The organism is Novosphingobium rhizovicinum, assembly GCF_040813635.1.
GTDB classification, from domain to species: Bacteria; Pseudomonadota; Alphaproteobacteria; order Sphingomonadales; family Sphingomonadaceae; genus Novosphingobium; species Novosphingobium rhizovicinum.
On sequence record NZ_JBFNXR010000031.1, the window covers coordinates 168,077 to 192,740 of the forward strand.

Genomic DNA, 24,664 nt, shown 5'->3' on the forward strand with positions numbered 1-24,664 from the left:
CTCAGACCCCTTGCGCCTGCAGCCACATCTCGATCAGCCCCGCTTGCCACAGCTCGGACCCTTGCAAAGGCGTGATGTGGCTCGCTGGATCGGCGTAGAGCTTGTCCAGCCACTCCTGCCGGAACAGTCCCCGTTCCCGAGCGGCCTGACTGGACAGCGCGTCGCGCACAAGGTCGAGATAGGGCCCGGATATGTATTTGAGCTGCGGGACCGGGAAATAGCCCTTCTTCCGGTCGATCACCTCATGAGGGACGACCAGCCGTGCCGCATCCTTCAGCACGCCTTTTCCATTGTCGTTTAGCTTGAACTCAGGCGGGATCGACGCCGCAAGCTCCGCCAGTTCGTGATCGAGGAACGGCACCCGCGCCTCCAATCCCCACGCCATCGTCATGTTGTCGACCCGCTTGACCGGGTCGTCCACCAGCATGACCTGGCTGTCCAGGCGCAACGCTCGATCTACCGGCGTGTCAGTTCCCTCGGCCAGCAGATGGGCCGAGACGAGCTCGCGGCTCACATCGCTATCCGCAAGCCATTCCGGGGCGAGCTGTGAGGCAAGGGTCGCGTGATTGCGGTCGAAAAATGCAGCTGCATAGTCGTCGACCACCGAATCCGATCCGGCCACCTTGGGGTACCAGTGGTAGCCTGCGAAGATCTCGTCCGCACCCTGGCCGGACTGCACCACCTTGATGTGCTTGGACACCTCACGGCTCAGAAGATAGAACCCGATGTTGTCATAGCTCACCATCGGTTCGGACATCGCAGCTATCGTTCCTGGCAGGTTCTCCATCAGTTCGGAGGACGGAACGAAGATCTTTTGATGATTGGTGGCGAAGTGCTGTGCGATCAGGTCCGAATAGACGAACTCGTCGCCCTTCTCGCCGTTCGCTTCCTCGAACCCGATGGAGAACGTCATCAGGCCCGTCTGCCCCTGCTCGGCGAGCAGGCCGACGATCACGCTCGAATCCACTCCTCCCGACAGCAGAACGCCAACCGGCACGTCAGCGACCATGCGGCGCTTCACCGCCAGTTTCAGAGCGTCGAGCACCCGATCCCGCCAGTCCTCACGGCTGAGCCCCGCATCCTCGGGACGCCGAACATGAGGCGGGTTCCAGTAACGCCACTCCTTGTATTCGCCATTCGCTTCATAACGCCGCACGGTCGCTGGGGGGAGCTTGCGCACGCCGTTCAACAGCGTCCTCGGCGGAGGGACGACAGCGTGGAAGGTCATATAGTTGTGCAGCGCGGCACGATCGATCGTCGTGTCCACATCGCCGCCAGCGACGATCGCCGGGAGTGTCGAAGCGAAACGGAGGCGCTGGCCGGAGACGCTGTAGTACAGCGGCTTGATACCAAAGCGGTCCCGCGCCATGGTGACGACGCCCGTGTCACGCTCGACGATCACAAATGCGAACATGCCATGGAAGCGCTCGACGCAATCGGCTCCCCAAGCATGATAAGCCTTGAGGATTACCTCGGTGTCACCATGGGAGAAGAACGAATAGCCGAGTGTTGCGAGCTCCTCGCGCAGCTCCGGATAGTTGTAGATGCAGCCGTTGAAGACGAGCGTCAGCCCGAGCGCGGAGTCGACCATCGGCTGTGCCGCATGGTTCGTAAGATCGATAATCTTGAGCCTGCGATGCGCCAGCGCGACATTGCCCTGCCCGAACACACCCGCACCGTCAGGCCCCCGCGGCGACAGCTTTTCCGCCATCCGGCTAACGGCAAGAGAGTCCGCAGCGGCACCGTCGAAACGGATTTCACCAGCAAGGCCGCACATATCAGCGATGCACCGGCGAGCAACAACACGAAGCAGGAAAGTTAAGCGACAGCGGCAAGCAAGCGGGTATGACGGCCTCCCTGAAAGATTTTCGATCGGTCTTCAGGAACTAAAATGGCCGAAGCCACGAATGGCTCCCAAGCAGCCCCACTTTCGCCACCAGCACATGCATGTTCATTCGAATGCGAGCTGGTAGACGCTGCCCCAGGTGCCTACGCCCCGATTGATCTGGCTGCTGATGGGCTCAGTTAAACTCAGCCCGAACATAGACCGCTGCCTAGCAGGCAAGCCATCCCAGATAACGCGCTGACTGGAAGCCTCTGGATCGTTCCGGAGGGATAAAAATGGTGCCCAGAAGAGGACTCGATATCAGCCAATATTTCCTTGTAGAGCAGCCATTTGGACCCTTCTCTTAGCCTTGGTACCCGCACGGATACCCTCCTAGCATCGGCTGAGAAGATTTGAGTCCCTAGAGCGGCGGCATCACGTCGGACGAGCAGCGATTCGGCCCTGCGCGTTCCAATGGGTGCGAGCTGTCTGATCGTTAGTCCGGAGACCATCTCGTAGTCAGGCTTGCCGACATGGCGGACTAAAGCAAATCACCGACAGGCGACCTGAAAGCCGCCAATGAATCACAGCGGTGCTGTCAGTCTAACGCGAACCGCTCTCCACAAGATGCACCCGGGTCTTTGAAGGACGCAGGCTAGCTCGCGATGATCTGCCACTCAGCCAAGGCGGCTGAGCGACGTTCCTTGAAGGTCTGTCGATCAACGAGGTGGCGTTCTAGACTGAAGTGGTTGTGGACGTTGGGATGAACCGAGGCGAACTTCTGCAGCGTCTTCATTCGCCTGAAGCGGAACATCGCACGCTCGCGTCGTCGGAATGGCAGATGCGAGTTCTCGACCCTGTTCTTGGCCCAGCGGCCGATCTCCTGCTTCTCGGCATTGCCTAGCTCGTTCATCGCGGCGCGATACGAGCGCAGCCCATCGGTGGTGATCGCATGAGGCGAACCGTGGCGTTTGAGGGCCTTCTGCATGAAGGTCAGCGCCGCCTGATTGTCGCGCGCCTTGGTGATGAAGCTCTCGAGCACTTCACCTTCGTGATGGACTGCTTGCCACAGGTAGACCATCTCTCCGTTGAGCTTCACATTCATCTCGTCCAGATGCCATCGCCAATGGCGGAACCCACGCATGCCGCTTACACCTGACGGCGGATCCCGCCGGCAAACATCGGTCCGAACCTGTTCCACCAAAGCCGCACCGTCTCATGGCAGATGTCGATCCCGCGCTCGAACAGCAGATCCTCGACATTGCGCAGGCTGAGCGGAAGCGGACATACATCAGCACCACAAGCCGGATCACCTCCGGCGACGAGTTGAAGTACCAGGACGGACAGACAGGCTTGCGAGGACGAGGCATCCACCTGCCCTACCCTGCCCCCCTTACCAACAGGTGCATTTGGTTTGACAGTGCCAGACAGTCCCAAGAGTTCGCCTCCGGCATACTCATGGTTGTGTCTCGCTCCCGGGAGGGCAACTAAGGAGCCCCGGCGGCAGCCGTACCGGGTATCACCAAGGGCTCGTCACCCGGCTCGGCTTTGGTGCCGAATTTGGGGAAGCTTCCGAGCGAAGCGAACAGAGCGCCGGCAAGCAACATGAGCGGAATAGCAGCCCACATAATGGGTTCGTAGGAATGCGTCCGATCGTAGATCCCGTTGGCAAGCAGTGGGCCAAGCGAAATGCCCAGAGCCATCGCCGCGTTGACGCCGCCGCAAAGCACGCCGAAGGCACGGGCCCCGAAGTGACCGCTGACAAGGCAGATGACCGCCCCGAGGGTGGCCCCGGCCATCAAGCCGTAGATCACTACCGCCACTGTGAACAGTCGAAGGTCGCCGGAGCCGAACAGCAAGCCGACCGGAAGCACGCATGACAGGAACAGCGCGGCAGAGGCCATCACGCGAGCACCGAGCCGGTCGGTCAGGTAGCCGCCGACCACCTTGCCGATCAGAGTCATGACGCCAACCAGCCCTGCCAGAGCCGCGGCAGTGCTGCCATCGAAGCCGCGAAAGTCGAGAATCGGGACAAGGTTTATCGCCAGGGCCGAACTCGCCAGCATGCTCGCCAACACCGCGATGACAACTTTGTAATAAGTCGGCGATGCCAGGCCCTGCCGCGCGGTGAGCCCGGGAAGCGCGCTTTGCGGAGGCGCCTTCGGGGTGTCGGCCGGCGTGGTCGCCGCGAGCTTGAAATTGAACAGCAGCACTACCAGCGGAATCGCCAGTCCACCCCAAATTCCCGCGAGCGCCAGATAGGCGACGCGCCAGCCGTATTGCTCGACGAGGGCGTTCGTGACGATGGGAACCAACGAAGAGCTGATCCCCGCGCCACTCAGCACCACCGCCACGGCAAGCCCTCGCCCCGCCTGAAAGAGGCGCGAGATAGGGGCTAGCCATACGGTGGGCATCGCCGCACCGGCGATCCCGACGAAAATCCATAGCGACCACCACACGGCGTGACTTTCGCTGACCTGCGAAAGCAAAGCCACCGCAGCGCATATTGAACCCGCTGCGGCGATACCGATCCTGCGCGGACCGAACCTATCGACAGCGAGCCCCGCGAAGGCCGCAAAGCACATGCTGACAAGCGCGGCCGCTGATGGTCCAGTCGAAATGCTGGCGCGGCCCCAGCCCATTTCCGCTTCGATCGGGGCCATCATGACCCCGATCGAAGCGAGGGGAAGCGCCGCCAGCGTCATCCCCCCTGCCCCCGCGAGCACGAGACCCCAGTTGTCCCGCCATTCTTGCGCCGCGCCGGTGGTCCTGTCGTCTGTCATCGCGTAACCCTGATGGCTTGGCCTGGTGGAACGGGAGCAAGAGCTTTCTGCGTCTGCGCCGAGGTCAATTGCCGAACCGCCAGCGGAGACGAAGGCCGTAAGTGCGAGGTTCGGCCGGAAGCTGCGAGATAAAACCTTGCCGCGTATTGTCGGAGACCGAGAGGTAGTACTTTTTACCCGTGGCATTGATGACGAACACAGCCGCATCGAACGGGCTGCCGCCGATCCCGGCCCAGTCGAGGTTCAAATTCAGGAAGTCGTATGCGTCCAAAGTGCCGCGCGCCGTCAGGGCGAAAATCTGCTTACCGGTGTAGCTGTAGGTGGCAGAAGCCGTCATCCGGCCCAGGCTCTCGGAGAGCGGCAATTCGTAGGATGCTGTCGCCGTCGCCTTGTACCGGGGCGTCAGCGCCAGCCGACTGCCCTTTACCGCCGACGGCTGGATTATATCGTAGACGCTGCCCGGCGCCGCGACCGGTATAATGATATCCGTCACTTTCGTGTTGAGATAGGCCAGGCTGCCCGACAGGTTAAATCGTTCGAACGGCCGGACTGAAGCCTCGGCCTCGATGCCCCATATCCGCGATCTTCCCGCGTTGACGATGGCCTGCGTGGGCGTCGCGGCGTTGGCACTGCTCAGCAAGCCGACGGCGACCTGCTGATCCTGAAAATTGTTGTAGAATGCCGCTAGGTTGAACGTGCCGCTGACCGCTCCGCGGAAGGCGGTTTTCGCACCCAGCTCATAGGTGTCGACTTGTTCGGGCTCGACCGTCTGGAACGGGGGAGGCGCGAAAGGATTGACCGTCCCCTGGCGGTAGCCACGGCTGTACTTGCCGTAAAGCAGGACGTCCTCGGCGGGATTGTAGTCAAGGCCCACGACCCAGGTGGGTGCCTGGGACTTGACCACCGTCCTCGCGCGGCACTGCTCGGTGTCGGCAATGGGCCCGCCGCCGACCGGCCCGACGCCGGGAAACGTGCAGAAACCGATTGGGACATTCGGCTGCAAGAACCGGTAGGTCGCGTACTTGTTCGACGCCTCGACCCGATCCCAGGTATGGCGCAGGCCAGCGGTGAACTTGAGATTATCTCTCAGGCTGTAGGTCGCCTGACCATACAATCCGTAGTTGTCGTAACGCATCGTCCCGAAACTGGAGATCAGGCTGCCGAGCCCGGGTATGCCCAGGATAGTGCCAAAAACATCGGTGCAGCGAAATGCGTCCTGATCCGGGCAGCTCATCAGGATCGGCGACAACTGGCCGCTTTCGCTCAGCGGGCGGCTGCGCTCCATATAGGCGCCGGCCTGCCAGCTTAGTCGATTGTCGAAGGCGGAGCCGATGAACTGCAGCTCTTCGGTGAAAGTCGATTGGTGGGCATTGGGCTGGCCCTTGGGGGACGACGAGTTGGCGAATGTGGCGCGCAGCCCGGCCAGCGCGCCCGTGTCCGCGATGGGGCCGAACTGCCGTGGAATCAGGAACGACGTGCCGAAGACCTCGACCCGCGTCTCGTTCCGCAATTCGGCATAGCTGACGATGTTGCGGATGGTCAGGTTGTCGCTTGCCTGCCAGTCGGTGCGATTGATCACCTGCCATTGGCGGGCAAGACTCCGAGGGTCAGGCAGGTTGTTCTGGTTGACGTAGAAGCCCTGCCCGGCCTGGCGCGCCACCTGCTGGCAGGCCAGGAGGCCGAAGGGGAACAGGTTGGTGCAGTCGGTCAGCTTTTCGACCGCCCCGTTGTTTTTCGAGCGCGAGGTCGAAAGGATCGTGGTGTTTTCCAGCCCCGGGGCCAGGTCGAGCTCCAGGGTGGCGCGGAGCGCATAGTAGTTGACGTTGCCGAACCTGTCCGGCCCGATCCCGCTGAGATTGCGCAAGTACCCATCGCGCCGCATGGCATCACCGCCGACTCTGAAGCGGATGGCCTCGCTGAACGGGATGTTCAGCACGCCCTGAATTCGCTTCATCTCGAAGTTGCCGTAAGAGCCCTCGAGATAGCCTTCGAACTCGCTTGTCGCGTCGTTGGGCACCAAGAGGACAGCGCCTCCCGTCGTATTCCTGCCGAACAGCGTGCCTTGGGGGCCTTTCAGGACCTGGACGTTCCTCAGGTCGAAGAACGAGCCCGCTCCCGCTCCATCGCCGGCCGAAATCGCGCCGCCACCTCGCGGCGCGACGACATCGGCGAAATAGACGCCCACCGACGGGGTCGTGCGCTGCTCCTGCACGAAGCCTCGGATCGCGAAGGACGTATTGTTCGATCCGAAGCGCTGCGTCGCCGTGAGCGATGGCGTGTAAACCGCCAGATCGGCACCGTTGGTGATATTGCGATTGTCGAGCTGAGCCTGCGAGAAGACGGTCATGGAGATCGGAACGTCCTGAAGGCGCTCTTCCACGCGCCGTGCGGTGACCACGATATCGCCGTCCGTCGCAGGGGCCGCACCATCCTCGAACGAAGAGTGCGGTGCCGCCGACCGCCTCGCCCCTTCGTCCGCTTGCCGCGCCGTTGCTGGCAGCGCGTACCCGACGAGCAGCGCTGTCGATGCGCACAAGATCGGTCCGATCGTTCCCTTAGTCATGCCTCTAGCCCCCTATTGTTTATGTTCTAATTGTTTATGGTTTTTCGGTGTGCGAGGTTCGAGCATTGCTCGGATGCCTGCGACGCCGAGTTTTTCAACGCTGCCCAACGTGTCGAACTCGTCGTCACGAAGCCAGTCGCCCTCGAACATTGGCACGGCGCGTTGTCTCGATTGCGAAACATGGGCGGCTCTAAACACGAATACGGCGGAAGCACTTGTCGCCGGGCGCAAGGGGGGGCGCCGCGGGCAGCGGCGCCGCTCGGCGCCATTGCCCGCGCGTTCTACGAACGTTCGGGAATCAGCCGTTGTCGGGCGGGCTCGTTTCGCCCGCCCAGGCCTCTTGCCGGTCCAGCATAATCTTGGCCGACTTCGCCCTCAGCATCGCCATGTCCCCCGGCACCTTGATGTCGAACGAGTTGGAAGGGCGGATCTCGAGCAGAGCCACGCCTTCTTCGCCTGGCGTGTAGGTGTAGGGCACATTCGCGCCGACGAAGAAGCCGTCGCCCGGTCCGAGCAGCTCCTGCCCCATCCGGATGGAACCGCCGGTGATGTAGTACAGGCAATCGACGTTGTGCGTGTGCCGGGGCAAGGGATAGCCGCTCTTGAACCAGACGTGCACCAGGCTGAGCCCCGGCATGTCGAACAGCACCTGGAGATCATTGCCCGGGTCGATCTGTGCCTTTTCGCCAGACTCCGCCTCGGCCGTGTCCGCAGAAGGGACTTCCCCCGATGTCGGACCATCGAACGTCATCAGATCGCACGGGCGCCCATCGTGCCGCTTGAAGATCCGGAAGCTGATCTTGTGCTCCTCGCTACCGAAAGTATTGCTCATTTCCGTCTCCGATCATTTTGATTCAAAAAAATCCCAGCTTTTTCGCGCTATAGCTGACAAGCAGGTTCTTTGACTGTTGGTAGTGATCCAGCATCATCTTGTGCGTTTCACGGCCGAAGCCCGACTGCTTGTAACCCCCGAATGCGGCATGCGCCGGGTAAGCGTGGTAGCAGTTGGTCCAGACGCGCCCCGCCTGGATCGCTCGACCAAAGCGGTAACAGGTGTCGGCATCGCGGCTCCAGACACCGGCGCCCAGTCCGTATGGCGTGTCGTTTGCCAGGGCGAGTGCCTCGTCATGGTCGCGGAACGTCGTGACCGAGACGACGGGCCCGAATATCTCTTCCTGGAACACGCGCATCCGATTGTGGCCGCGCAAGACCGTAGGCTGCACATAGAAGCCCCCGGCGAGTTCGCCGCCCAGATCGGATACGTTCCCGCCCGCCAGAACTTCAGCGCCCTCGGCACGGCCGATGTTGAAATATTCAAGGATCTTCGCTTGCTGTTCGGCCGAAGCTTGCGCCCCGACCATCGTTGCCTGATCCAGCGGATTTCCCTGCACGATCGCGGCGACCCGCTGAAGGGCCTTTTCCATGAAGCGGTCGTAAAGGCTCTCTTGGATCAGCGCACGCGAGGGACAAGTGCACACTTCGCCCTGGTTGAGCGCGAACATGGCAAAGCCTTCCAGCGCCTTGTCCAGATAATCGTCGTCCTCCCGGGCGACATCCTCGAAAAAGATGTTCGGCGATTTGCCACCCAGTTCCAGCGTCACCGGAATCAGATTCTGGCTGGCATACTGCATGATCAGCCGCCCGGTGCTGGTCTCTCCGGTAAAGGCGATTTTGGCCACCCGGGGCGATGTAGCCAGCGCCTTGCCAGCTTCGAGACCGTATCCGTTCACTACGTTGAGCACGCCCGGCGGCAGCACACCGGCAATGAGTTTGACCAGTTCCATGATCGAGGCAGGGGTCTGCTCGGCGGGCTTGAGGACCACGCAATTGCCTGCCGCAAGCGCCGGCGCCAGCTTCCAACTCGCCATCAGGATCGGAAAGTTCCAGGGGATGATCTGGCCGACCACGCCCAGAGGCTCCTGGAAATGGTAGGCGACGGTTTCCCGGTCGATTTCGGAAATCGAACCTTCCTGCGCGCGAATGCAGCCAGCGAAGTACCGAAAGTGGTCGATGGCCAGCGGTATATCGGCCGCCTTGGTCTCGCGAATCGGCTTGCCGTTGTCCCAGCTTTCCGCTTCCGCGAGCAAGTCGAGGTTGGCTTGCATGATATCGGCGATGCGAAGCAGGACCAGCGACCGTTCGCTGGCCGAAGTCTGCCCCCAGCGTTCCTTGGCGGCGTGGGCACTGTCGAGGGCCAGTTCCACGTCGGCCGCATTGGATCTTGCAACCCGGCAGATCACTTTGCCGGTAATAGGAGACACATTGTCGAAATAGTGCCCTGACGACGGCTTTACCCACTGCCCGCCGATGAAATTGTCATAGGTTTCAGAAAAGGGAGGCTTGAGCCCTTGCAACGTCCTGCTTTCGGTCACGGCAGTGTTCATGTGTTTCCTTCGGGGTTTCAGTTGGGCTTGGCGGCCGTGCCGCGGTTCACGGGGGTCAAGCCGACCCGCTCCATGCGCCGGTAGAATGTCGCCCTACCGATGCCGAGCGCTCGCGCCGCGATGGAGACGTTGCCGCGCGAGCGCGACAGCGCCTGGCGGAGGACCATCCTTTCAGAATCGTCGAACCGGGTCGGCCGGTCGACGCCCAGGATATCGACCACGGGGGATGGCGAATTGATCTGCGCCTGTGAAATCTTGTACTTGCGGCGCGCGGACCGCGTCGCCCCGATCAGGAGATCGTCCTTGTCCACGGCGAGAAGTGCAGAGCCGCGTCCGAGGGGGTCTGGCGCATAGAGGATGCGCGCATCGGCATAGCTCTGGCAGAAGAAATTGCGCTCGATCTGCCGCGCAGCCTCTTGGACAAGGGAAGTGACGAGCGGGATGAAGCTGTCGCGCGAATTGGTCCTGCAGCTTGAGATATCGAGAGCACCGATAAGCTCCCCATTGGGACCGAATACGGGCGCATCGATGCAACTGACGCCAGTGTTGCGGCTTGAGAAGTGCTCGCTTTGGTCCACGCTCAGCGAGCGCCCTTCCACAAGGCAGGTGCCGATACCGTTGGTGCCTTCCGAGGCTTCGCTCCAACTCACCCCTCCCTGCAGGCCTATCGATTCAAACACCTTCTGGTCCCCGGCGGCCGACCGCATGTCCAGCACGATGCCATCAATGTCGGCGAGGATGACGCAGCACCCCGCGCTGCGCACGTTCCCGAACAAAGCTGCGAGCACCGGTTCCGCCGCCGCCAGCAATTCGCCGTTTCGTTCCAGCAAATGTCCCAAGTCGTTGCTATCCAAACGTTCGCGCCGCCTCTGGGTGCCAGGATCCAAACCATGGTGGAGCGCCGAGCGGCACCACGAAGCCGCAATCGACGACGTCGCGGCGCTTTGTCCGCTGCCCACTGTCGCCAGAACCCTGTCCGCGTGGTTTATTGCAGTGTTGTTGATCAACATGCGTTTATCCTCATCCCGGGGCATTGAACCTGTCATCGCCCATGCCGGCAAGCAGCTGGACCACGAGCGAGCGGTCAGTGTCTCGACAGCGAGACAGTTGTTTGACGGGAACGTGGCCGCCGCACGCCCCAGCGCCCTATTCGATGCCTTCTTCCTGCAATGCGCGGATGACCGCCGGCCGGCGAGCGGTCGCATCCATGAATCGCTGGAGATCGGGATAATCGCCCATGTCGATCTTGTTCATCCACCAGCGCGTCGCGACGAAGGCGTAGATGTCCGCGATGGTGAAGGTGTCGCCGACGAGAGTATCCCGGCCGGAAAGCGAAGCGTTCAGGTGCGCGAACCGCGCCGTCACCTGCTCCATGTTCGCCGCCGCATAATCCGCCGCCACGCCCGGGATCGTCAGCCGCATCAGCTTCTGGTGCAGTTCCGTGGTCGCGAAGTGGACCCACTGCAGCACCAGATAGCGTTTGAAATCGCCATGCGACGGGCACAGCGAAGCACTTGCCACATCGGCGATATATTCCAGCACGACCGCGGATTCCGTCAGGACCGCCCCGTCTTCGAGTTCGATCGCCGGCACGTAGCCGATGGGGCTCAGGTCGAAGTAGGAGCGGCCGTCGCTCGTTCTTTTGTCGCCGTAGTGGTCGATCAGGTCGAGCTTGTAGTCGAGGCCCGATTCGGCCAGTGCGATGTGCGCCGTGAGCGCCGTCGAATTCGGCGCATAGTATAGCGTGATCATAAAAACCCTCCAATTCGGTCCCGCCGGGATCAGACTTTGCTGGGAATGCCATCGCGAAGTTCGCAGACGCGGGAGTCCGGCACGCCGTCGAAGCATCCGGCCAATGCCGGACCAAGGCGCGCGACATGCGGCGTTTGCGAATGGCTGTCATAAGCGGCCTTGTCGCGATAGAGATCGATAACGGTGAAATGCAGCGGGTCTTTCAGGTCACGAAACATCTCGAACCGGATGATGCCTTCCTCGGCGGCCGAATGAGGCATGACTTCGTCGAATGCGGCAAGGAAGTCGGCGAGACGATCTTCTTTCACTGTGACGCTAAAAATCGATACGTAGGCATTCTTGATCGCTTCGGGTAATTCGGGCTTCATCTGATCTCTCCTTCATGAACGGCTGGCGGCGGCTTTAAACACCGAACTGTAGCGCCGGCGCCCGCGCCGGATGCGGGGCTACGCCTATTGGTAGCTGTCGAAACCGGAAGGGTTCTAAGGTCCGCCGACCGCAACCGGATGGATTTCGTGGGGTGAAGTCGGCGGCCACGGCGACATCTTGCAGGCGCTCTTCAACGCGCCGGGGAATGACAACGATGTCACGCCGCCTCGCGCCGTCGTCCGGCAATTTGGGGTTTGCCCCGGCGCATCGCGCGTGCGGTTGCAGCGACGACTAAAAGCTCAGCGCAGGTCAGCACGCTGCGAGTTGCGAGTTGCGCGCATATCCCCTCTCCTCAGATTAAGCGCTAGAGCGCCTTTTGTGGGAGTAGCATCGTGGTTCGGTGAACAACTGTCAATCCAGTGAACGTATGTCACCGAAGTTTTTGATCTAGTGGAAACGACTGTCTAACTTGCCCTCGATGGTGCCGCCGAGGGCGGCACGGCAGGTCGGCCAGCGTGCATCATTCTTTTGTAGAACCGCGCCTTAGCAGCGGGAGACCGGCGTACCGGGCAGATACAGTTCACCCATCTTCAGAAATCCGACGAGAGCCTCCGCCGTCAGGTCCATGCCAATATTACGATCGACCTGATCCGTTTCAATGGCATAGGTGATGGCTCCGGTCTCAATCAAAAAGAGCATCATGAAGCATTGCGCTCGGCATTGCTCAACGTGCTGCACTCCATAGCGACCAACCCTGAATCCTTCGAATTTCCTGCCGAGTATTTCTATAACCTTGTTTCTATGACCTACAATCAAGGGAAATCCATCGTTATGGGACCGGAAATATGTAGCTAGAAACTTATTGGAAGATTTCGTCTTTTCCACGAAATCTTCGAACCACGAACGAACGGAATTGAAGCACACGTCATCCAGATTGGCGAGAAGGGCGTATGCGGAGCGATGCCTTTCAAGGTCATCCTCAACGATCGACATAACTATTTCTAATTTTGAACGAAAGTGCTTGTATATGGTCCCACGACTGACGCCTGAAGACTTGGCTATCTCATCCACCGATATGGATTCATATTGTCGCGAAGAAAAAATCTCGCGTGCCGTGTCTTTGATGGCATTCAGCGTGGCATATTTCTGCCTTTCGCGGAGATTCATTGATTGCTCCAAGCCCAACATCACCTTGTGCAATTTCCCGCCTTTGCCGGATATGCAAGTCTAGCCATGGCGCACCGCGCGCCGGAAACAAGGGGCGAATGAGGCGACACGATAGAGCAATAGAGCGGAGGGCGGTCAATCGCACGACTTTCTAGCCATGGATCCCGGGAACGATGAGCACTTTTCCCGCCTGCGCGGAATCCATCTGCATGGCGAAGGCATCGCTGATCTTCGCCAATGGAAAACGATGGGTGACAAGCGCGGAAAGATCGGCCCGGCCGCTCGCCAGAAGGTCGATCGCTTCGTGGAATTCGTCATCATACGTGGCCGAACCGATCACTTCGAGTTCGCGCAACATGACCAGGCGGAGCGGGGCAAGCGGGCAGTCCTGCGGATCGGCGACCAGGGCCAGCCGACCGCGTCGGCGGAGCGACAGCATCGCGGCATCGAGCGATGAGGCGACACCCGCGCAGTCGAACGCCACATCTGCCAAGCCCGATGCAGGGCCGCCATCGCCCGCATCGCTCATGCCGAAGTGGGAGGCGACAAAGTCTGTTGGACTGCCATCAAGGGGATCGTGCACCGCGCTCGCGCCCATCCCGAGAGCCATTTCTCGCCGGTGGGCACTGGGCTCGACCACCAGAACACCATCAATGCCGCGCGCCTTAAGGCCCACCAGGACGCAAATACCGATCGGACCGGCCCCATAGATGACGATGCGCTCCCCCACTTGCGCGCGGGCACGATTGATAGCGTGCAACGCCACGGCAAACGGTTCGATTAAGGCACCGGCCTCGTCGGATACGGTATCGGGCAGCACGAAGACGTTCCGGCCGACATCCACCTCTGGCAACCGCAGATACTCGGCGAATGCGCCCGGCAGGCGGCCGAGCCCAAGGTAGTCCATCATCGGGTTGGCGACGATCCGGTCACCGGCTGCAACACCAGTCACCCGGTTTCCAGCGGCCACCACCGTTCCGGAAAATTCATGTCCCAGAACCGTTCCAGGCACGGGCGAACCCGCCCGAAAGATAGCGAGGTCCGTGCCGCAGATGCCTGCCCTGTTGACCTGGACCACAATATCCTGCGGTTCCGCCTCGGGGATTTCGGCGGTATCGAGTTGTATGCGCCCCGCCTCGTGCAGCCGGCCGACTCGCTGTAGCGGTTTCGTCATTGGACTAGATTACCGATCGGCGGACGTGCGGACAGGCTTGCTACCGTCCCATCCGGCGCAAATCTGCTGGACTGCGCTCATGCCCGTGGCGATGGCCGGCATCAACGCTTCCGAAAGCTCGAAAAGGGCAGCCGCGGGATTACCCGTCTCGAAGTAGGCCAACCGTGGTCCCGCTTCCGGTCGGGATTCCATAACAAGATTGAAGCCCCGTGAAATCGCCCAGCTTCGCGTCCGCTCGTAGTCTTCGCGCCCGGCGAACCAAGAACTGTAGTGATGCAGCCCAGACCGGCCGGCGGACAGGAACTCGGTGTAGGCGCTGGGAACATCATCGACCTGGTGGATAAGCTCGATCTGCATGTCGCCGCTGTAGGCCATCGCCAATGAAACGCACGGCGACTGCGCAGGCTGTCCGCGATAATGGAAATCCGGAAACCGCAGATCGTGGGTGACGAAAAACGGGCCTATGCCCAAGCGGCCGGTCCAGAATTCCAGCGCCTGGTCCATGTCCGTCACGACATGCCCAAGCTGCCGGATTTTGCCAAAGTTTTTGTTCACAGAACGATCCTTCCCTGACGGCTGCATCCCGGGGCTAGTACTTGTAACCGATACGAACGCCGTAGGTCCGCGGCTCGCTGAGGATATCGTAGGTCGCCTGACCGTTGGCCGTGGACTGGATACGAAACTGCTTGTCCGTGAGGTTTTCTGCGAACACGCCGATCGAGAGGTTATCTCCCGGGATCGAGTATTGGATCGAAGCCGACGCCTGGATATAGCCCGCCTGGTAGAACCGAGGCTTGCCCGTCTGCGGATCGAACGTTTCGATGGTCGGAGCGTACTTGCTCGAATAGCTGGCGTTGCCGGTCATCACCAATTTCCCCTCGCCGATCGGCACGGTGTAATCGGCGCCGAAGTTGAAGGTCCAGTCGGGTGCGCGCGCCAGCCGCAAGCCCGAGAAGTCCTGCTCGATGTTGCCGACGTTAATGCCGTTCACGACCAACTGGACCGAAGCGTTGGGAAAGCTGCGATACCGGGCATGGGTATAGGCGCCGGCTGCGCGGATGTTGAATGCCTCGGTGATCGCCGCGGAGACGGATGCCTCGGCGCCGTAAATCCGTGCAAGCCCGGCATTGCCCAGGATCGTCACCGGTTGCGGCGTTCCCGGTACGGTCTGCAGCGAACTGACCTGCAGGTCGCGATAGTCGTAGTAGTAAGCGGCGATCTCCGCATGGAATGCCCTGCCAGCGGTCTTCGCACCGACTTCCCAGGCCTTCACCTTTTCCGGATTCACCGGCGTGATGATCGCCAGGGCGTTCTGCCCGATGGTGTTGAACGTGCCGCTCTTGAAGCCCTCACTGTAGGACAGATAAACATTGGTGCGATCGGCCACTTCGTAGCGCAAAGTGGCGCGCGGCGTGACGTCGGAAAACACGGCCCCGGTGCGCGGCGCCAGGGTCCCAGGGCCGGTGATCAGGTTGTAGGTGTATTCGGAAGAGACGGTCTTGCGTTCACGGCTGTAGCGGAGGCCGCCGCCCAGGTAGAGCCCTTCGCCGATCTGCCAGGTGAGGTCGCCGTAAACCGCATAGGCACGCGTGCCCAGGAAAGTCCTTTGCTGGGTGAACAAGACACCGCCGATATAGGCCTCCCCGCGAGGCGTCTTCGACGAGTCCCAAAAATAGTTGCCGCCCACGATAAGGTTGACGACGGGAGTCAATTGTGCGGCGAAATCGATCGCCTGGTTGAAATTCGATCGATTGAAGATCGAGGGGGCTGAAATATAGGCGATCTTGGTGGCGTCGAAATCGAGTTGCTGGCTACCGTGCTGGTGCGCGTAGGCCGTATAGCTGGTTAGCTTGCCCAGGCTGGTGTCCCATTCCAGCTTCAGGTTCCCCTCATCGCCGAATATCTGGAACTTCGGCATCACGTCGACCGAGATCAAGTCGCGCTGGTCGGTCCGCAGCGGCCCAAGCGGTGGTAACGGGATCTGTCCGAGAGATGCTTCGCTCTGCGCGGAGAAAGCCAGCGCACGAGGATCACTTTTGTAATTGTGCACGTAACCCAGGGTGAAACTGAAGTCGTTGCTCAGCTCTCCTTTGAGCTTCGCACGCACTTCGAAGGTCTTGTAGCCCGCCGCATCGACGCCCGAGATGTCGCGGATATAGCCGTCGTTGGTGCGGTAATAGACACTCACGCCGGCCGCAAGCCCTTCGCCGATCGGCGTGCTAGTATAGGCGCGCAGGCGGATGTCGTTGAGGTTGCCATAAGAGGCGCCCATATCCAGCGCGACATCGTTGAAGGAAGGATCGCGGGTGTTGATCAGGATCGCACCGCCCATCGCGTTGCGACCATACAGCGTGCCCTGCGGCCCTTTGAGAACCTGGATATCCGAAATGTTGACAAGGTCGGCGCCGATCGAATTCGGATTCGGCTGGTAGAAGCCGTCGACATAAACGGCGACGTTGTTTTCTTGCCCCGTTCCGACCGCGGAACTGCTGATGCCGCGTATGGTCGGCTGCAGGAAGATACCGGTCCGCTCGATCCGCGTGGCCGGCGATATCTCACCAATATCGTCGAAACGGCTGACGCCGGCGCGAACGAGTGCTTCCTGCGACAGGGCGGTGACCGATACCGGGACGTCTTCGAGCCGTTCGGCCCGGCGCTGCGCGACGACAAGGATTTCTCCGGAAACCGAAGGCTGGTCGGCGGCCTGCGGCGGGGTATCGGCCGATTGCGCAGAGGAAACGCCGGGCATCAACGACACTGCCACCAACGCCAGGGCGGACACGGTTAAGCTGCTGCCACGGTAGATCATCGTCGCTCTCTCCCTTGAGAAACTACGCACTTCTCTCCGGAAGCACTCAAGGGCCGCCATGCTAGGGGGGCGAGACGAGTGTCAACGCTCGAACGAACAGATGGAAAGCGAATGGCTCACTCCCACTGGGCAGGTTGTCTCATATTTGAGAATTGCGCTCGGTTTGGGCCTTTGCTCTTTGTGAGCGGCGTTCAAGCCGCGGGCTGGAAGCAGCAGTCCCGTGCAGCGGAGGACATACGACGATCGCCCGGGACCGACGTCATCTCGCCGCCGGTTCACCACGATCCAAAAAGTGCAACAGCATCCGAGCAGTCAGATCGATCCCGATCTTGAGGTTTGGCCGGGCGGACTTCTCGTGGCAGTTGGTGGCAACCCCTTCGATGATGAAGATCATCATATAGCATTCCGCGCGCTGGATTTCGCGGTCGTCGCGACCCAGAGCGGGGAGATCGAAGCCTGCGAAACGCGCGCCAAGTTTCGGGATGATGCCGTCCCGGTGGCACTCCACCGCCTCCGTCATATAGCCTGCCATCATCGAGCCGGTCCAGAAAAGGCTCAGTGAGACCTTGCGCTTGTCCAACTCGTCTCGGAATGTCGCCAGCCAGTTCCTCGACGACGGGAGACTGACACGTTTAAGTGCCGTCAGCAGTGCATATTGATCGAACTGAAATGCAAGATCCTGACGCACCGGGTCGAACAGCATTTTCTCTTTGCTGCGGAAATAGAGGTATACCGTTGCCGACTGACTCCCGCCAGCTCGGCTATCTCCTCCACTGACGTCGGGAAGAACCCTTTTCGTAAAACACCGAGCGCGCGGCATCCCGGATGCGCGATAGCGTGGAGTTTGTGTGTGTGTGTGTGTCCTCTTCTTGTTCTTGCCGAGCATGGCGCTTGTTACGTCTTGCGGAAGTCATGGTCCGTTCTTGGCGCAGGCGGACTACACCCCGCAAGCACCGGCAACATTCGCGCCGTTCCGGTAAGTCATCCGTCAACCATATGGACGCCTCGAAGAACAGTCTGTTTTGGCATCGCGCGGCGGCCTGAGAAGTGGAGCGGCATGGCGCCCCCCGGTGGTTCTGCAGGATTTCGCCTGATCTCAGGGTCGCCTGAGAGGGCTTGGCGTCGTTATCGCGTCATGCAGGCGCAGTGCGCCCTTCGAGCCAAGCGAGTCGTTGGATGTTATAGACCAGATTGGCCATGCCGATCTTGATCCGAGCTCGGGCCATGCCGATGGTGCGCACAACAAGGCCCATGCGATGCTTCTGACCGGCAAAGACGTGCTCGACGGCCGAGCGCACTGCTGACCGCTTTGCGTTGGCGCGCGCGATGCGCTCCGGCATTGTGCGGCGATGCGGCTTTCGCTGGTGGATGTTGCTGGTGAACATGCCTTTGACGAGGAACGCCTCGTTCTTCTTGGAGCGGTAGGCTGTGTCGGCCCATACGCCTGAGGCGGTGTTGTTAGGGCTGATCAGGGCCGGAAGCCGTGCGCCATCGTGAGCATTGGCGGCGCTGGCGTCCCAGGTGCGGATCAGGCCATGGGTGCGATCTATGCCGATGTGGTTTTTGTACCCGAACATGGTGATGGCCAGGTCGACCGGCTTGAACGCCTTGGGGTCGACGCCGTCCTTCACCTTGGCTTTGGTGTACTTGACGCTCCAGCGGGCATCGCGGTCCTTCTGGCGGAGCTTGGCTGGCTTGTCCTTCCGGCGCTCGGGGATGCGGCCTTCTTTAATGGCTGCTTTCTCCTCCCGAGTGTTGCGCTGCTTCGGCGCCGGCACAACGGTGGCATCGATGATCTGACCACCCATGGCAAGATAGCCGCGGTCCGTGAGCGCGACATCGAAGCGAGCGAAGAGCTTGTCGATCGCCTTGGCTTTCACCAGGCGCTCACGAAACAGCCACACGGTCGTTGCGTCCGGCACCGTGCCGTCCAGGCCAAGGCCCAGGAAGCGCTGGAATGACAGCCGATCCTTGATCTGGAACTCCGTGGCCTCGTCCGACAGCGAGTAGAGGGCCTCCAACACCATGATCTTGAACATCAGGACTGGGTCGAACGGTGGCCGCCCACCCTTGCCACGAGGGCTGCGGCTTAGCGCCGCAACAAGCGGTCCGCGGAACAACTCGAAGTCGACCACTGCCGCCAAACGCTCGAGTGGATCGCCGGCCGCGCACAGCGCCTCATATCGGTCCGAAAGATCGAAGAAACCCGGCTGTCCCGCCATCACCGCCTCCGCTGTTGCGCAGAGACAATGAATCAACTCGGGCGCCTGTGCGCCAGCGGTTTTTCGAGGCGTCCATATTATTGACACTGGTATACCCCAACCATACCGTTCGCAAAAAGAAGAGCCGCCAGGAGAGTGGATATGCTGGACTTCGCCGCACCCCGGGGCCCGACCCTTACGAGCAAAATCGCCGAGACCGATATTGCCGCCTACCGACGGGACGGCGCCGTCGTCTTGCGGAACGTGCTGACCCCCAGCGATCTCGTCATGCTCGAACAAGGTATCGAAGAAGCCTATAGGGCGCCCACCGGCCGGGCATCGCACATGCAGGGGAGCCATGGGCAAGGCCGCACCATGGTCGACCAGTTGCCCAGCCTAGGCAGTCCTTCGCTGCGCGCGTTCCTCGACCTCGGCATCGCGGCTCAGCTGGCCGGGCGGATGATGGGCGTTCCTACCGCCCATTTCGTTCTCGATCAGCTCTTCTACAAAGAGCGTGGACGGGTGCTGCCGACGCCCTGGCATCAGGACACCCCCTTTCTGCGCGTCCGGGGCGACGACATGGCGCGGGTCTGGCTGACCTGCGACCCGTCTCCCGCCGATCTGACGATCGAACTGGTGCGGGGCTCGCACCGCTGGAACGTGGTTTACGACACGGCGATGACCGCGCCGAGCGAATTGCAAACCGTCTCCGAAGGGCAGGACTTCAGCTATTCGGGGATGGGAAGCAGCGCGCTGCCCACTGTCCCGGACATCGCGCGGTATCGGGACAGCTTCGAGATACTCCGGTGGGACGTGTCGCCGGGTGATGCATTGATCTTCAACGGCAACATGCTGCACGGGGCGTCGGGCTGCGACAACCATCCGACGCCGCGCCGTGCCTATGCCAGCATGTGGGGCGGACCAGCACTGCGCCATCACAACCCGCCAGGGGCCAAATCCATGCCTTCCGTCGTGGAAATGAGCGGCGTGCAAATTCCGCACGGCGCGCCCATCGGCACGTTTCCTGAAGCTTTTCCCATCGGCTGGACGAGCGAGCACTGAGTATCTGCCCCGGCAACGGGGCGATTGAGGTAAAAGCCGGCAGTGCCTCATTCCTGGGACAGTTCGCTCCCAGCTGAGCGAGCGCCCGATTGCCCGCCGACGTCTCGTAAGCATAGTGTCCCATAGAAAAATGCATCGGAGACCGCTGGATCCGATGCCGTAAAGCGGGAGATTTGCGATGGCGGATTCGGCAGCCCTGGGTACCCCCGAGGACCAGATACGCAAGGCTCTTGCCGAGTATTGCCATCATACCGACACGGGAGATTACGACCGATGGGTCGGATTGTTCGTCGAGGATGGCGCCTTTCATATGTTCGGCCGATCGCATGTCGGGCATCCCGCTCTGCGCGCCTTCATCGAAGACGATCAGCCGCCGCACAGGCGCGGACTGCACTTGACGACCGACAGCGTGATCGAACTCGAGGGAGGAACAGCAAAGGTCCTCTCCAATTTCATCTTCATCGCATCCGGCGATAGCGCAGCCGTGGTCGTCGCCGCGGGCCGGTATCACGATGTCCTGGTATCCCGGAACGGCCGCTGGCTCTTTCAGGAACGCGAAGCGGTCCTCGTCGGTCCCACGGCCACGCAGAATTGGGGCGCAAAGGGGTTCGAGAACCCGGACATCGTCCCTTGGTTCGCCGTCACCCGGGCAACGCCGGCGGAACGCCGGGGCGGGTACGGGGACAGCGTGCCGGCAGATTGCTGACTGCACCGGCACACCCGAAGGAGTCTCGAAACAATCACATCCCACAGGGAGCTTTGAGTTGATGGGTAGCCGGTTGTTGGGAAAGGTCGCCCTCGTGACGGGTGGTGCACGGGGGATCGGCAAGGAAATCGCATTAGCCCTCATCGCGGAGAGCGCGCTCGTTTTCATCACCGATATCGATGGCGAAGGAGCAAAAGCCACCGCCGCGCTGATTCACGCGGAAAGCGGCTATGCCCACGACGTCGTCGATGAAGCGCAATGGCGCGCGGTCATGGCGAGCGTGATCGAGCGAGCGGGTAGGATCGACATCCTCGTCAACAACGCCGGCGTCGCCGTGGGACACGGGCCCAACGATGTGGAGAATGTGACTCTCGAGACCTGGACACAGATCGTCAACGTCAACGGCTATGGCACTCTGCTGGGGTGCCGGCATGCTCTCGCGGCCATGAAAGAGGCGGACGGCGGCACCATAGTCAACATTGCGTCGATCGTCTCGATCAACGCGACCCCCACGCTCGCGCCGTATGGCTTCAGCAAGGCCGGGGTAGCGCAGTTGACCAAATCCGTCGCCCAACTGGGCGAACCACACGGCGTTCGTTGCAATTCCGTCCATCCCGGCATCATCCGAACAGCGATGATCGAGGAGATCGGCGCTTACCATCTCAGGACGCGGGATGGTTCGTCCGGCCTCGCCAGCGCGCAAAGCCAGGGACGCCCCGTAAGGTTCCAGACGCCGCGTGATGTCGCGATGGGAGTTCTGTTCCTCGCCTCCGACGAGGCGCGCGGCGTAACCGGGGCTCAACTCTTCGTCGACGGCGGAACCACCAGCCTGGGCTGATGAGATTCCTAGCGATTGCGAATCCCACTCTCTCCCAGTGAAAGACTGAACCAGTGAATGCAGAATGCAGTACTTGGGAATACCCTAAGCTCGCGAAGACTTTCCCCCAAATGGTCCGCGCTGCCGCTGCGGCCTATGGTGACGCGATTGCCATTGCACTCGATGGCGAAACAATCGCGAGTGAATCTGCAAGTTTTGCCGAGCTCAATCGCGATTCAGCCGAACTCGCCCGCGGATTGATCGCCAACGGCGTCGGTAAGGGCACACGCCTCGGCTTCATTTTCGGCAACGGTCCGGGCTTCGCGCTGATGCTGGCAGCGATCGCACGGATTGGCGCCATCGCGGTGCCGATCAGCACGATGATCCGGGCCAATGAACTCATCCGTGTGTTGAAGCAGTCCGATATCTCGGGCCTTATCGTGCAGCGCCGTTTCCTGAATACCGATTACGTCGAGCGGCTATGCGAAGCCATGCCGGAATTGCACGATTGCGGCCCGGAACTGCGCATCGCGAAAGCGCCGTTTCTGCGCTGGATCGCTTCGACCGGGGATCGTCTGCCCAATTCTATGCGAAGCCTTGTTTCCTTCACCCATGCTGCAGCCTCGGTAAGCGAGGAGCTGCTGCGTGCCGTCGAAGCAGAAGTTCACGAGACCGATCAGATGATCGAGATCTATACCTCTGGGTCGATGGCGCTCCCCAAGGGTGTTAGGCATCTTCATGGCCCGGTCCTGTTTCGCGCCGGCTACGTGCGTGACATGACGGGGCTTGGGCCAAGCGAGGAGACCGCAGCACGTATGCCCATGTTCTGGGTTGGCGGGCTGATGATGACCTTGCTGCCCGCGTGGATTGCCGGAGCAAAGACAACTTGCACCGAACGGACCATGAACAACAGCCGTATCGCCATGGGCAGCGTACTGGCAGATGAAGATCTGAAGCTGATGGGCCAGTCCAAGCCGTATTGGGGCTTGGGAATGAGCGAGACGCTGGGGCCCTATTCCTATGGCGACGAACTGCGCGCGCCCGGCTATCCGATGTGTGCGCCGATGGACCATTGGGCCGATCGATACGACGTGCGTGTCGCCGGAGAGAGCGATCAGCCCGTCCCCGATGGCAAAATCGGGGAAGTCCAGGTGAGGGGTTATGCGGTGACGCCGGGCTTACACAAGCTGGAACGTCTCGATTACTTCACGGCTGACGGTTACTTCCGCACCGGAGACATGGCGCTTATCGAAGGTAGCCGCGTTAATTTCATCGGCCGCAGTGGCGACATGATCAAAACCGCAGGCTCCAATGTCGCGCCTGCTGAGGTCGAGATGGAGATGCAAGCGCTCGACGGGGTTCGTCATGCCTATGTCGTCGGCCTGCCGGACCAAAAACGCGGCCAGCAGCTCGTCGCCGCTGTAGTGCCCCGCGAAGGCGCGAGGCTTGATTTTACCGAGATCGAAGCGAAGCTACGAAATCAATTATCGAGCTACAAAGTGCCCCGCGCCTATGTCGAGATCACGGTCGAGGATGTTCCGATGCTCCACAGCAACAAGATATCTCGCCGCAAGCTGGAAGCGCTTGTGTCGAAAAAGCTTCAGGCTTCATAGCCATTGACCTGCTTCCCGAATCCTGGACCGTTTGGAGCTGGAAAATTCCAGTTATGAATGGAGGGCCAGGATACTGTGTGAGCGATGAAGAGGACCAAGTTCAGCGAGGCGCAGATCGCGTTTGTGCTCAAACAGGCTGAGGATGGCACCTCGCTCGGTGAGGTGTGTCGCAAGGCCGGGATCAGCGAGGCGGCGTTCTATAATTGGCGTAAAAAGTACGCTGGGCTGATGCCGTCGGAGATGAAGCGGCTGCGTCAGCTCGAGGAGGAGAATGCCAAGCTGAAACGCTTGGTGGCGGACTTAAGTTTAGACAAGGCGATGCTGCAGGATGTCGTCTCGCGAAAGCTCTAAGGCCTGATCGGCGGCGCCAGCTGATCGATGATGTTCGCAGAACTTGGCAGGTCAGCATCCGGGAGAGTAGGAAATATCGGCTGAACGCCAGAAAGGGTCGGGAGCTGCCTTAACCCGGGCGGCACTTTCGATCTCCGCCTATCGTGAAATACTCTATGGTTCCGGACTGTCGCAAAGGTCCAACGAAGCAGACTTACCGGGCCGGGAGTTCAACAAGCGCCTTCAGCTGCGATACGGGTATGACGGTAACGCTTCCGATCTTTACGATCTCGATCGTTCCATCGGCGATGAGCTCGTAAAGCTTGGACCGTCCGATGCCGATCATGCGGCAGGCCTCCGGGATGCGCACTGCAAGCGGTTCGATCATCGGCACCGGCGTGGCGCTCTCCTCCGGCCTGCTCACTGGAAAGACCGCAGCTTGATAAGAGCCGGATCAGACGTGCTGCTGGCCGGCTTGCCTGCCAGCCGGTCCGCTACCTCGTCGATCAGCTCTGCAAAGAGCTTGGCGCCGACCGCCTGAGCTTCACGGGACGGCGGCGTCTGCGCCGACGAGACCAGCTGGTGACGCACAACCCGAGCCATGATCTCCCACACAAGCGCCTCGTTGCGACGCAGCCAGTCCAGGTTGCGCTCGATGCGGGCAAGCCGGACACCCGTGGCCTCGTCGGTCTTGGGCGCCTGCCGCCGCGTGAACCAGGCATCGAGCGCTTCGACCAGGATCTCCGAGCGCGCCTTGCCAGAACTCTCCGCAATGTGCGCGAGCCGCTTGCTCATGTCCTCGGGCAAGAACAGCTGGTGACGGGTCTTGTAGGTTCGGGCCATGGCACCTGCTCGAAAAGTTAGGTGGTGACGAACCGGCCCAGGGGAAAACCGGTTCGCCACCGCGCGCCAGTATCCTGCCGCGTACCGATTTCGAGAATGGCCCAGATGGGGTCAGATGGGCTCGGTTCGATGCCGCTCGTGCGTGGGCGCCACTACATGCCGATGCTCGGGCCACGGCTGCGCCCCAGCGACCAACTGATCGAGCCACTCTCGCGCATCAGCCCCGAGACGCTTCGCCCGACGTACTTCTCGAGCTCAGGCCGCCA

General features: G+C 61.1%; 21 protein-coding genes and 2 pseudogenes. 5 read left to right on the forward strand and 18 right to left on the reverse strand.

The features are described 5' to 3' along the window. Position 1: 1 nt before the first annotated feature. The 15 genes and pseudogenes from ABUH87_RS09585 to ABUH87_RS09660 all read right to left on the reverse strand — a co-directional run bounded on the left by ABUH87_RS09585 (position 2) and on the right by ABUH87_RS09660 (position 19,048). Positions 2–1,777 (reverse strand): N-acetylglutaminylglutamine amidotransferase, encoded by a 1,776-nt coding sequence (locus tag ABUH87_RS09585; RefSeq protein WP_367772904.1) that lies wholly within the window; start codon positions 1,775–1,777, stop codon positions 2–4. 703 nt (positions 1,778–2,480) lie between these two features. Further along, a pseudogene (locus tag ABUH87_RS09590) lies at positions 2,481–3,195 on the reverse strand (IS6 family transposase). Between the two features lie 117 nt (positions 3,196–3,312). Then, the gene (locus ABUH87_RS09600) at positions 3,313–4,608 is read right to left on the reverse strand and encodes an MFS transporter (RefSeq protein WP_367772910.1); all 1,296 of its coding nucleotides are present in this window, start codon (positions 4,606–4,608) and stop codon (positions 3,313–3,315) included. A gap of 64 nt (positions 4,609–4,672) precedes the next feature. Next, positions 4,673–7,171 carry a TonB-dependent receptor gene (locus ABUH87_RS09605; protein ID WP_367772913.1) on the reverse strand — a complete coding sequence of 833 codons (2,499 nt, stop codon included), beginning with the start codon at positions 7,169–7,171 and terminating at the stop codon, positions 4,673–4,675. A 298-nt stretch (positions 7,172–7,469) separates the two neighbouring features. After that, positions 7,470–8,003, reverse strand: coding sequence for a cupin domain-containing protein (locus tag ABUH87_RS09610; RefSeq protein WP_367772915.1), 534 nt, complete (start codon positions 8,001–8,003; stop codon positions 7,470–7,472). Between the two features lie 22 nt (positions 8,004–8,025). Beyond that, positions 8,026–9,555 carry an aldehyde dehydrogenase gene (gene adh, locus ABUH87_RS09615; RefSeq protein WP_367772917.1) on the reverse strand — a complete coding sequence of 510 codons (1,530 nt, stop codon included), beginning with the start codon at positions 9,553–9,555 and terminating at the stop codon, positions 8,026–8,028. A 17-nt stretch (positions 9,556–9,572) separates the two neighbouring features. Beyond that, positions 9,573–10,565, reverse strand: a complete 993-nt coding sequence (locus tag ABUH87_RS09620) for a GAF domain-containing protein (RefSeq protein ID WP_367772921.1) — start codon at positions 10,563–10,565, stop codon at positions 9,573–9,575. Between the two features lie 136 nt (positions 10,566–10,701). Then, the gene (locus ABUH87_RS09625; RefSeq protein WP_367772924.1) at positions 10,702–11,307 is read right to left on the reverse strand and encodes a glutathione binding-like protein; all 606 of its coding nucleotides are present in this window, start codon (positions 11,305–11,307) and stop codon (positions 10,702–10,704) included. A gap of 29 nt (positions 11,308–11,336) precedes the next feature. Continuing rightward, the gene (locus tag ABUH87_RS09630; RefSeq protein ID WP_367772927.1) at positions 11,337–11,675 is read right to left on the reverse strand and encodes a putative quinol monooxygenase; all 339 of its coding nucleotides are present in this window, start codon (positions 11,673–11,675) and stop codon (positions 11,337–11,339) included. A 544-nt stretch (positions 11,676–12,219) separates the two neighbouring features. After that, a complete protein-coding gene (locus ABUH87_RS09635; RefSeq protein ID WP_367772929.1) occupies positions 12,220–12,843 on the reverse strand; it encodes a TetR/AcrR family transcriptional regulator in 624 nt (207 codons plus the stop codon). Positions 12,844–12,994: 151 nt separating this feature from the next. Next, positions 12,995–14,017: a zinc-dependent alcohol dehydrogenase gene (locus ABUH87_RS09640; protein ID WP_367772931.1), complete on the reverse strand. Its 1,023-nt coding sequence runs from the start codon at positions 14,015–14,017 to the stop codon at positions 12,995–12,997. A gap of 9 nt (positions 14,018–14,026) precedes the next feature. Then, positions 14,027–14,572: a VOC family protein gene (locus ABUH87_RS09645; protein WP_367772933.1), complete on the reverse strand. Its 546-nt coding sequence runs from the start codon at positions 14,570–14,572 to the stop codon at positions 14,027–14,029. Between the two features lie 34 nt (positions 14,573–14,606). Next, positions 14,607–16,826, reverse strand: coding sequence for a TonB-dependent receptor (locus ABUH87_RS09650; protein ID WP_367772935.1), 2,220 nt, complete (start codon positions 16,824–16,826; stop codon positions 14,607–14,609). A gap of 259 nt (positions 16,827–17,085) precedes the next feature. After that, positions 17,086–17,712, reverse strand: a complete 627-nt coding sequence (locus tag ABUH87_RS09655) for a hypothetical protein (RefSeq protein WP_367772937.1) — start codon at positions 17,710–17,712, stop codon at positions 17,086–17,088. 247 nt (positions 17,713–17,959) lie between these two features. Then, the gene (locus ABUH87_RS09660) at positions 17,960–19,048 is read right to left on the reverse strand and encodes an IS5 family transposase (RefSeq protein ID WP_367772940.1); all 1,089 of its coding nucleotides are present in this window, start codon (positions 19,046–19,048) and stop codon (positions 17,960–17,962) included. A gap of 141 nt (positions 19,049–19,189) precedes the next feature. On the opposite strand from ABUH87_RS09660, the gene ABUH87_RS09665 reads away from it, so the two are divergent. The 5 genes and pseudogenes from ABUH87_RS09665 to ABUH87_RS09685 all read left to right on the forward strand — a co-directional run. Continuing rightward, a complete protein-coding gene (locus ABUH87_RS09665; RefSeq protein ID WP_367772942.1) occupies positions 19,190–20,089 on the forward strand; it encodes a phytanoyl-CoA dioxygenase family protein in 900 nt (299 codons plus the stop codon). Positions 20,090–20,267: 178 nt separating this feature from the next. Beyond that, entirely contained in the window at positions 20,268–20,795 is a 528-nt protein-coding gene (locus tag ABUH87_RS09670; protein WP_367772944.1) for a nuclear transport factor 2 family protein, read from the forward strand. Between the two features lie 61 nt (positions 20,796–20,856). Further along, entirely contained in the window at positions 20,857–21,633 is a 777-nt protein-coding gene (locus tag ABUH87_RS09675; protein ID WP_367772946.1) for an SDR family NAD(P)-dependent oxidoreductase, read from the forward strand. Between the two features lie 110 nt (positions 21,634–21,743). Continuing rightward, on the forward strand, positions 21,744–23,225 hold the full coding sequence (locus ABUH87_RS09680) for a class I adenylate-forming enzyme family protein (protein WP_367772949.1): 1,482 nt from the start codon (positions 21,744–21,746) through the stop codon (positions 23,223–23,225). A gap of 84 nt (positions 23,226–23,309) precedes the next feature. Further along, a pseudogene (locus ABUH87_RS09685) lies at positions 23,310–23,638 on the forward strand (transposase); the annotation flags it as partial. 131 nt (positions 23,639–23,769) lie between these two features. Here ABUH87_RS09685 and ABUH87_RS09690 read toward each other — a convergent pair. The 3 genes from ABUH87_RS09690 to ABUH87_RS09700 form a co-directional block, all read right to left on the reverse strand. Continuing rightward, the gene (locus ABUH87_RS09690; RefSeq protein ID WP_419956686.1) at positions 23,770–23,979 is read right to left on the reverse strand and encodes a helix-turn-helix domain-containing protein; all 210 of its coding nucleotides are present in this window, start codon (positions 23,977–23,979) and stop codon (positions 23,770–23,772) included. Beyond that, the gene (locus tag ABUH87_RS09695) at positions 23,976–24,398 is read right to left on the reverse strand and encodes a hypothetical protein (protein ID WP_367772951.1); all 423 of its coding nucleotides are present in this window, start codon (positions 24,396–24,398) and stop codon (positions 23,976–23,978) included. The genes ABUH87_RS09690 and ABUH87_RS09695 overlap by 4 nt, the downstream gene beginning before the upstream one ends. A 152-nt stretch (positions 24,399–24,550) precedes the next feature. Next, the coding region (locus ABUH87_RS09700) for a DUF3363 domain-containing protein (protein WP_367772977.1) at positions 24,551–24,664 on the reverse strand (114 nt) is incomplete at its 5' end.

Bases quoted from the DNA above. Each gene is read 5' to 3' on its own strand.
- ABUH87_RS09585 (WP_367772904.1), bottom strand. From the start codon at position 1,777: ATGTGCGGCCTTGCTGGTGAAATCCGTTTCGACGGTGCCGCTGCGGAC.
- ABUH87_RS09600 (WP_367772910.1), bottom strand. From the start codon at position 4,608: ATGACAGACGACAGGACCACCGGCGCGGCGCAAGAATGGCGGGACAAC.
- ABUH87_RS09605 (WP_367772913.1), bottom strand. From the start codon at position 7,171: ATGACTAAGGGAACGATCGGACCGATCTTGTGCGCATCGACAGCGCTG.
- ABUH87_RS09610 (WP_367772915.1), bottom strand. From the start codon at position 8,003: ATGAGCAATACTTTCGGTAGCGAGGAGCACAAGATCAGCTTCCGGATC.
- adh (WP_367772917.1), bottom strand. From the start codon at position 9,555: ATGAACACTGCCGTGACCGAAAGCAGGACGTTGCAAGGGCTCAAGCCT.
- ABUH87_RS09620 (WP_367772921.1), bottom strand. From the start codon at position 10,565: ATGTTGATCAACAACACTGCAATAAACCACGCGGACAGGGTTCTGGCG.
- ABUH87_RS09625 (WP_367772924.1), bottom strand. From the start codon at position 11,307: ATGATCACGCTATACTATGCGCCGAATTCGACGGCGCTCACGGCGCAC.
- ABUH87_RS09630 (WP_367772927.1), bottom strand. From the start codon at position 11,675: ATGAAGCCCGAATTACCCGAAGCGATCAAGAATGCCTACGTATCGATT.
- ABUH87_RS09635 (WP_367772929.1), bottom strand. From the start codon at position 12,843: ATGAATCTCCGCGAAAGGCAGAAATATGCCACGCTGAATGCCATCAAA.
- ABUH87_RS09640 (WP_367772931.1), bottom strand. From the start codon at position 14,017: ATGACGAAACCGCTACAGCGAGTCGGCCGGCTGCACGAGGCGGGGCGC.
- ABUH87_RS09650 (WP_367772935.1), bottom strand. From the start codon at position 16,826: ATGATCTACCGTGGCAGCAGCTTAACCGTGTCCGCCCTGGCGTTGGTG.
- ABUH87_RS09655 (WP_367772937.1), bottom strand. From the start codon at position 17,712: ATGCTCGGCAAGAACAAGAAGAGGACACACACACACACACAAACTCCA.
- ABUH87_RS09660 (WP_367772940.1), bottom strand. From the start codon at position 19,048: ATGGCGGGACAGCCGGGTTTCTTCGATCTTTCGGACCGATATGAGGCG.
- ABUH87_RS09665 (WP_367772942.1), top strand. From the start codon at position 19,190: ATGCTGGACTTCGCCGCACCCCGGGGCCCGACCCTTACGAGCAAAATC.
- ABUH87_RS09670 (WP_367772944.1), top strand. From the start codon at position 20,268: ATGGCGGATTCGGCAGCCCTGGGTACCCCCGAGGACCAGATACGCAAG.
- ABUH87_RS09675 (WP_367772946.1), top strand. From the start codon at position 20,857: ATGGGTAGCCGGTTGTTGGGAAAGGTCGCCCTCGTGACGGGTGGTGCA.
- ABUH87_RS09680 (WP_367772949.1), top strand. From the start codon at position 21,744: ATGGTCCGCGCTGCCGCTGCGGCCTATGGTGACGCGATTGCCATTGCA.
- ABUH87_RS09695 (WP_367772951.1), bottom strand. From the start codon at position 24,398: ATGGCCCGAACCTACAAGACCCGTCACCAGCTGTTCTTGCCCGAGGAC.